Annotated in this window: 7 protein-coding genes; 2 read left to right on the top strand and 5 right to left on the bottom strand. The window is 61.8% G+C overall.

Going from position 1 to position 6,831, the window contains the following annotated elements:
• Positions 1-81: 81 nt before the first annotated feature.
• The 3 genes from carA to VFF99_RS15615 all read right to left on the bottom strand — a co-directional run bounded on the left by carA (position 82) and on the right by VFF99_RS15615 (position 3,086).
• Positions 82-1,236, bottom strand: coding sequence for a glutamine-hydrolyzing carbamoyl-phosphate synthase small subunit (gene carA / locus VFF99_RS15605; protein WP_325019482.1), 1,155 nt, complete (start codon positions 1,234-1,236; stop codon positions 82-84).
• A 235-nt stretch (positions 1,237-1,471) separates the two neighbouring features.
• Positions 1,472-1,879 carry a heme-binding protein gene (locus tag VFF99_RS15610; RefSeq protein ID WP_325019484.1) on the bottom strand — a complete coding sequence of 136 codons (408 nt, stop codon included), beginning with the start codon at positions 1,877-1,879 and terminating at the stop codon, positions 1,472-1,474.
• 61 nt (positions 1,880-1,940) lie between these two features.
• Complete coding sequence (locus VFF99_RS15615) at positions 1,941-3,086, bottom strand: response regulator (RefSeq protein ID WP_325019486.1); 1,146 nt, start codon at positions 3,084-3,086, stop codon at positions 1,941-1,943.
• 119 nt (positions 3,087-3,205) lie between these two features.
• Here VFF99_RS15615 and VFF99_RS15620 point away from each other — a divergent pair, with 119 nt between their 5' ends.
• On the top strand, positions 3,206-3,727 hold the full coding sequence (locus VFF99_RS15620) for a C40 family peptidase (RefSeq protein ID WP_414691547.1): 522 nt from the start codon (positions 3,206-3,208) through the stop codon (positions 3,725-3,727).
• Between the two features lie 3 nt (positions 3,728-3,730).
• On the opposite strand, the gene VFF99_RS15625 is transcribed toward VFF99_RS15620, so the two are convergent.
• Positions 3,731-4,633 (bottom strand): patatin-like phospholipase family protein, encoded by a 903-nt coding sequence (locus VFF99_RS15625; RefSeq protein WP_325019490.1) that lies wholly within the window; start codon positions 4,631-4,633, stop codon positions 3,731-3,733.
• A 141-nt stretch (positions 4,634-4,774) separates the two neighbouring features.
• Here VFF99_RS15625 and VFF99_RS15630 point away from each other — a divergent pair, with 141 nt between their 5' ends.
• A complete protein-coding gene (locus tag VFF99_RS15630) occupies positions 4,775-5,818 on the top strand; it encodes a Fe(3+) ABC transporter substrate-binding protein (RefSeq protein WP_325019492.1) in 1,044 nt (347 codons plus the stop codon).
• 109 nt (positions 5,819-5,927) lie between these two features.
• Here VFF99_RS15630 and phoR read toward each other — a convergent pair.
• Positions 5,928-6,831: phosphate regulon sensor histidine kinase PhoR (phoR, locus tag VFF99_RS15635; protein WP_325019494.1), on the bottom strand; the 904-nt coding region annotated here is incomplete at its 5' end.

Raw genomic sequence — 6,831 nt, forward strand, 5'->3', positions numbered from 1 at the left:
CCGGAGTAGTCGAATTCGCACGCCTGGCCGATGATGATCGGGCCGGCGCCAATGATCAGGATGCTTTTGATGTCTGTGCGCTTAGGCATTTTTGTGTTTCTCCATCATCGCCACGAAGCGATCGAACAGGGGGGCGATGTCGGTCGGGCCGGGCGAGGCTTCCGGGTGCCCCTGGAAGCAGAACGCCGGCTTGTCGGTACGTTCGAAACCTTGCAGCGAACCATCGAACAGCGACACATGCGTGACGCGGCAGTTCGACGGCAGGGTATCCACGTCGACGGCGAAGCCGTGGTTTTGCGAGGTGATCATTACCTGTTTGGTATCGAGGTCCTGCACCGGATGGTTCGCGCCGTGGTGGCCGAATTTCATTTTCAGCGTCTTCGCGCCGGAAGCCAGCGCCATGATCTGGTGGCCGAGGCAGATGCCGAAGGTCGGGATGCCGCGCTCGATCAGCTCGCGTGTGGCGGCGATCGCGTAATCGCACGGCTCCGGGTCGCCGGGGCCGTTGGACAGGAAGACGCCGTCCGGGTTCAGTACGAGCGCATCCGCGGCGCTTGCCTGTGCCGGCAGCACGGTCACCTTGCAGCCGCGCTCGGCAAGCATGCGCAGGATGTTGTACTTGACGCCATAGTCGAAGGCAACGACGTGGAATTTGGGATTGTCCTGCTTGCCGCAACCGCTGCCGAGCTTCCACTCGGTTTCAGTCCAGACATAGGACTTGGTGGTCGACACCACTTTCGCGAGGTCCATGCCCGCCAGGCCGGGGAAGGACTTGGCCAGCGCCAGTGCTTCTTCCGAGTTGGCGGACTCGCCGGCGACGATGGCGCCGTTCTGCGCGCCCTTTTCGCGCAGGATGCGGGTCAGCTTGCGGGTATCGATCCCGGCGATGCCGACGACGTTTTCCGCCTTCAGGTAATCGGACAGGCTGCGCTTGGCGCGGAAGTTCGATACCAGCAGCGGCAGGTCCTTGATGATCAGGCCGGCGGCGTGGATCTTGCTGGCTTCGACGTCTTCTTCGTTGACGCCGACGTTGCCGATGTGCGGGTAAGTGAGGGTGACGATCTGGCGGCTGTAGCTGGGATCAGTCAGGATTTCCTGGTAGCCGGTCATGGCCGTGTTGAACACGACTTCACCGATCGTATGACCGGGGGCACCGATGGAAAAACCCTGAAAGATTGACCCGTCTGCGAGCGCAAGGATGGCCGGAACTGATTGGCCAGAAAAAAATGGCAGCAAGGGTAACTCCTGAGATGTTTACCGCCGCTGCGCCGCGCCAGATCGACCGTCGACCAAACGGCTGTGCGCTGGCTGTCGCGGGTCTTTTTGGGACGGAAATGGAAGGGGTATGCGCTACGGCGGGTGAATTTAGTTAAACCCCAAGATTATAGCCGAGAAGGCCCTGCTCTGCAAACGTGTAAGTTTGCAGCAAGGCGCCCCACGGCACGGGGTCGGCCGCCGTGCGCGGCAGGGTTCAGATCTTCAATGCGGCAATGCCGGCGCGGGCAATCTGCACGTCTTCGGAGGACTTCACACCAGATACGCCGACCGCCCCGGCGCACTGCCCGTTGACCATCACCGGAACGCCGCCCTCGAGCATCCCTTCCAGCTCGGGTGCGCTCAGAAAGGAGGCGCGACCGTTGTTGATCATGTCTTCGTAACCCTTGGACTCGCGGCGGCCGAGCGCGGCGGTACGCGCTTTCGCCGGTGCAATATAGGCGGATACGGGCGCAGCATTGTCGAGACGCTGCAGCCAGAGCAAGTGTCCGCCGTCATCGACGACGGCGATCGTCACCGCCCAATTGTTGGCACGCGCTTCCGCTTCCGCCGCTGTGGCGATGGCGCGGGCGTCGTCGAGGGAAAGTACTTGTTTGGTTTGCATTGCGCCTCCTTCAGTGAAGGCTGGATTGTACGACAGGCACTACCCCGCCGCTTCCGTAATACTACCGGCCCTGCTTGAGGAGCAGGTCGACCAGCGGCTGCAATTCCTTGGACAGCTTGCCGATATGCGGTAGCACTTCCTCGCGCCGCCCTTCCTTGATCCATTTCAGCAGGGTTGCAAGGTCAGGCACCTGCGCGCCGCCTCCCTTCGCCGGGGCAAGATCGAACACCGGCTCGCCGCGCTCGAACGCATCGCTCTCTTCACGGCCGACAACTCCGGTAAGGGCGTGGTTCAGGCCGAGCACCGCCCGGCGCGCGGCGAGTTCCCGCAACTGAGCGAGGCCGGCCGCCTCATGCCCTCCCTCGTACAGTGAAACGAGTCCGCAGCTTGCGATGAACGACATGCGGTCGTCCTTGACGAGGTGAGCACTGCTGATTGCCCGGCAAATGCGCTGCGCGAAGATGCGTGCGGCTTCGGCATTGATGCCGCTGGTGACCAGCGTGTATTCCGCCTCCCCCGTCTGCGAGACAACGTCGGTCTCGCGTACGGTCCTGAGCAGCAGTTGCCCGATTGCATTGACGACGCTCGCCGGAGGCACTGCCGCCACGCCTTCCAGCGCAACATGCCGGATGCCGATACGAACGTTGAGCACAACAAAATTCTTTCTCGCGCTGACCGCTTGCGCCAACAGCTTTTCCAGATGACCGGAGAGTGCTTCAGGGGCAAGCAGGGGAAGTTGCGGGCCCGAGGCCATGTTGCGCACCAGGGTCTCAAGGCTGTGCTCGAATTCGCGCTGGGTGCCGACCAACTTCGACAGGATATCGAGCCGCGACAGCAGCTGGGCCGTGCCTATCCCCTTGGTGATCAGGTCGGTCGCCCCCGCGGCTTTCACACGCTCCCGTTCTTCGCGTTCGTCGCTGCCGGACACCACCACCACGGGAAGGTCGCGGATCCGGCTGATCTTCGACTCCCGGATGCGCTTGAGCAGCCCGTAGCCGTCCAGCTTGGGCATGGTGAGGTCGGTGATGACAACCCGGATGCTGGGATCGACCAACAGGGATTCCCAGGCCTGCTCGCCGTCGAGCGCTTCCCGGAACTCGAACATGCCTTCGATGTGCTTGATCAGCGTCGCCCGGACGATGCGGGAATCGTCGGCAATCAGTACCCGAGGCTTGACGGGCAGGTCTACCGGTGTCTGTGTCGTCATGCGCGTGTCGAAAAAGCTGCTTTCAGACAAGCATACCCCTGCGCAATAAATTTTGACAGCGCCCGTCCGCATACCGTACATTGAGCTGATCGGTTTAGGAACAAATTACAACAATGACAATGCCAGGCAGCCTCGTTCAGCGCCTCATTTGCGCCGGTGCGTGCGCACTGTCCCTCTGCCTGCCCGCCGCGGCAGCGGAGCCGCCCGCGCCCGAGCAAGGCGCGGCATTTACAAAGTTGCAAGATCTGACCTCACGCGCTTCCGAAATGGCCTTGCGCGCGATGGGCTTGATCGGGATCCGTTACAAGTACGGCGGCACGGCGCCGGAGAATGGCCTCGATTGCAGCGGCCTCGTGCGCTACCTGTTCAAGGAAGTTTGGGGGAAAGAATTGCCGCGCACCTCGGAAGAAATCAGCCGCGTCGGCGAGAAGATCGACACGCATGAACTCCAGCCCGGCGACCTCGTCTTCTACAACACCTTGCGCCGCGGCTTCTCGCACGTGGGCGTCTACCTCGGCGACAACAAGTTCATCCACGCCCCGTCCGCTGGAGGCCAGGTGCGCATCGAGAGCATGGACCTGAGCTATTGGAAGAACCGCTTCAACGGGGCGCGCCGCATAGCGGCACCGGGCACCGAGTAAGACCTACTGCTCGCGCCTCGCCGCGAGCCTGCGCTTGATCTCGGGCATGAGGACAGTCGCCGCCTGCTCTCCCGCAAGAATCGCGTTGTTCCGGCCCGGGAAATCATTTCCTTTCATCGTTCCCAGCTTTGGCTGGATCACGACGTCCGCATCTTTCAGCTCATAGGCGTTGATGCTCTGCCCCATGATCGCGAAGGTCTGGAGCAGCACGTCGAGCGTACTCGCGGACGGCTGGGCGTCCGGCTGCGAGGAAATGTTCACCGCGATCACAAAATCCGCACCCATTTCGCGCGCAAAGCGCACCGGCACCGGCGACACCAGCCCGCCGTCCACGTAAGAGCGCTTGCCGATGCGCACCGGCTGGAACAGTCCGGGCACGGCGGACGACGCCCGCACCGCTGTTCCGGTGTTCCCGCGACGGAACAGGATCGGCTCGCCGCTCTTGAGGTCGGTTGCCACCGCGCCGAAGGGAATCTTCAATTTCTCCATGGTCATATTGCCGACCGCCTTGTTGACATAGTTCTGCAAGGCCTCGCCCTTGATGACGCCGGTCGCCTTGGCAAACAGCGGCACGGACCAATCGGAGATGGCCGCCTCGTCCATGTCGAGCGCGAGCGTGTGCAGCGCAAATCCGTTATTGCCCGCGGCGTACAAGGCGCCGACAAGGCTGCCTGCGCTCGTGCCGACCACGACATCCGGCACGATTCCCTGTGCCTCCAACGCCTTGATGACCCCGATATGCGCGAAGCCGCGCGCGGCGCCTCCGCCGAGCGCGAGGCCCACCTTGACCGGACGCGGCGCCTTGGGCGCGCCGGCGGCGGGGACGGCAGGAGCCGTGACGGGGGTGGAGGTGCAACCGGCCATGAAGACAGCCGACAAGAGCAGGACAAGCGAAAAACGATTCATGAAGCAAGGTGATGCATGACGGAATGCGCATTGTATAGGACGCCGCAGTCGATCCCCATCAATAATGAGAATGATTACGATTTACACAAAAAACGGCTATACTCGGCGCTACCAAAAAATAATTCTCGTGAAGGAAAAACAATGAAACCTGTCCTCCGAATGAAAATTGCCGCCGCGGCTGTCGCGATCGCCGCCACCGGTTTCTCCCACGCACAGGAAAACGTGCTGAACCTCTATTCCGCCCGCCACTACCAGACGGACGAGCAGCTCTATGCCAACTTCACGAAGCAGACCGGCATCAAGATCAACCGCATCGAAGCCGACGACAACGCCTTGCTGGAACGCTTGAAGAATGAAGGCAAGAACAGCCCGGCTGACGTCATCCTGATGGTCGACGCCGCCCGCCTCTGGCGCGCGCAGATCGACGGGCTGTTCCAGCCGGTCAAGTCGAAGGTGCTGGACTCGCGGGTTCCGGCCAACCTGCGCGGCAAGGATGATGGCAAGGGCTCCGAATGGTATGGCTTTTCGACGCGCGGCCGCATCATCGTCTACAACAAGGCCAACGTGAAACCGGAAGATGTGGCCACCTACGAATCGCTGGCCGACCCGAAGAACAAGGGCAAGGTCTGCACCCGTTCCGGATCGCACCCCTACATGCTGTCGATGATCGGCTCGATGATCGAGCGCAACGGCGAAGCGGCCACCGAGAAATGGGCGCAAGGCGTGGTGAGCAATTTTGCACGTCCGCCGCGCGGTGGCGATACCGACCAGATCAAGGGTGTGGCATCCGGTGAATGCGGTGTAGCGGTGGCGAATACCTACTATTACGTCCGCCTGCTCCGTTCGACCAAGCCGGAAGACAAGGACATGATGAGCAAGATCAGCTTCGTCTGGCCGAACCAGAAGACGTCCGGCACGCACCTGAACATTTCCGGCGGCGGCGTTGCAAAGAATGCCCCGCATCGCGAAGCCGCCGTCAAGTTCCTCGAGTACCTGGCAAGCGACGAGGCACAAGCCTATTTCGCCAACGGCAACAACGAGTGGCCGGTCGTCCCGACCGCGGTCGCGAAGAACCCGACGCTGGAAGAAATGGGCAAGTTCAAGGCCGAGAACATTTCGATTGCCACCATCGGCAAGAACCAGATCGCCGCGCAGCGCATCCTCGACCGCGTCGGTTACAAGTAATCCCTCCGCTCAAGGGGACCCGGGAACGAGTCCCCTTTCTCCTGCCCCTGGGCGAGATCGATCTCTCACAAGAATTACCCGTCATTCCCGCAAGGCGGGAATGACGCAGCTAGTCCCCGGCAATCAGCTTCTTCGGAAACTTCACCGTGAAGGTACTGCCCTTCTCCGGCTCCGATTCGATCACCAGCGTCGCGTCGTGACGCAGCAAGACATGCTTGACGATCGCCAGGCCAAGACCGGTGCCTTGCGTCTCGCGCGAACGGCTCTTGTCGACACGGTAGAAGCGTTCGGTCAGGCGCAAGATATGCTCCGGCCGAATGCCGATGCCGGTGTCGCGCACCGTGAACTGCGGACCGTTTTCCTTCACTTCCCAGCGGATATCGATTTCTCCCCCTGCGGGCGTGTAGCGGATCGCGTTCGAAACGAGATTGCCGAACGCGCTGCGCAATTCTTCCGTGCTGCCCTTCAGGTCCGGACCGTCGATATGCAATGAAATCGTGTGACGCCCGGCGGACAGTGCAATGCCTTCACGCTCGATCTGCTGCAGCAGCGTCCGCACATTCACGCGTTCCGGACGCAGCGGATATTCCACCGATTCCAGCCGTGTCAGCGTCAGCATGTCCTCGACCAGGTTCTGCATCCGCTGCCCCTGTTCGCTCATCAGCTTGAGGTGTGACATGCGCGTCTGCGGCTCCAAGTCGGGCTGCGCGATGGCGATTTCAAGAAAGCCGTTGATGACCGTGAGCGGCGTGCGCAATTCGTGCGAGGCATTGGCGATGAAATCGCGGCGCATCATCTCGATCCGCTCCGACTCCGTCGCGTCGTGGGTCACGAGGATCTGGCGGCGGCTCTCGAACGGAATGATCTGCACCACCAGCTTGCGGTCCTTGAAGCTGAGGGTGAGCGGCTGGTCATAGCGCCCGAGGATGATGTAATCCATGAACTCCGGGCTGCGCACGAGGTTGGTCACGCGCATGCCCTTGTCGCGGTCAAGCTGCAGGCCGAGATGCTTC

Origin of the sequence: Noviherbaspirillum sp. (assembly GCF_035654295.1) — a bacterium.
In the GTDB taxonomy this organism is placed as follows: Bacteria; Pseudomonadota; Gammaproteobacteria; order Burkholderiales; family Burkholderiaceae_D; genus Noviherbaspirillum.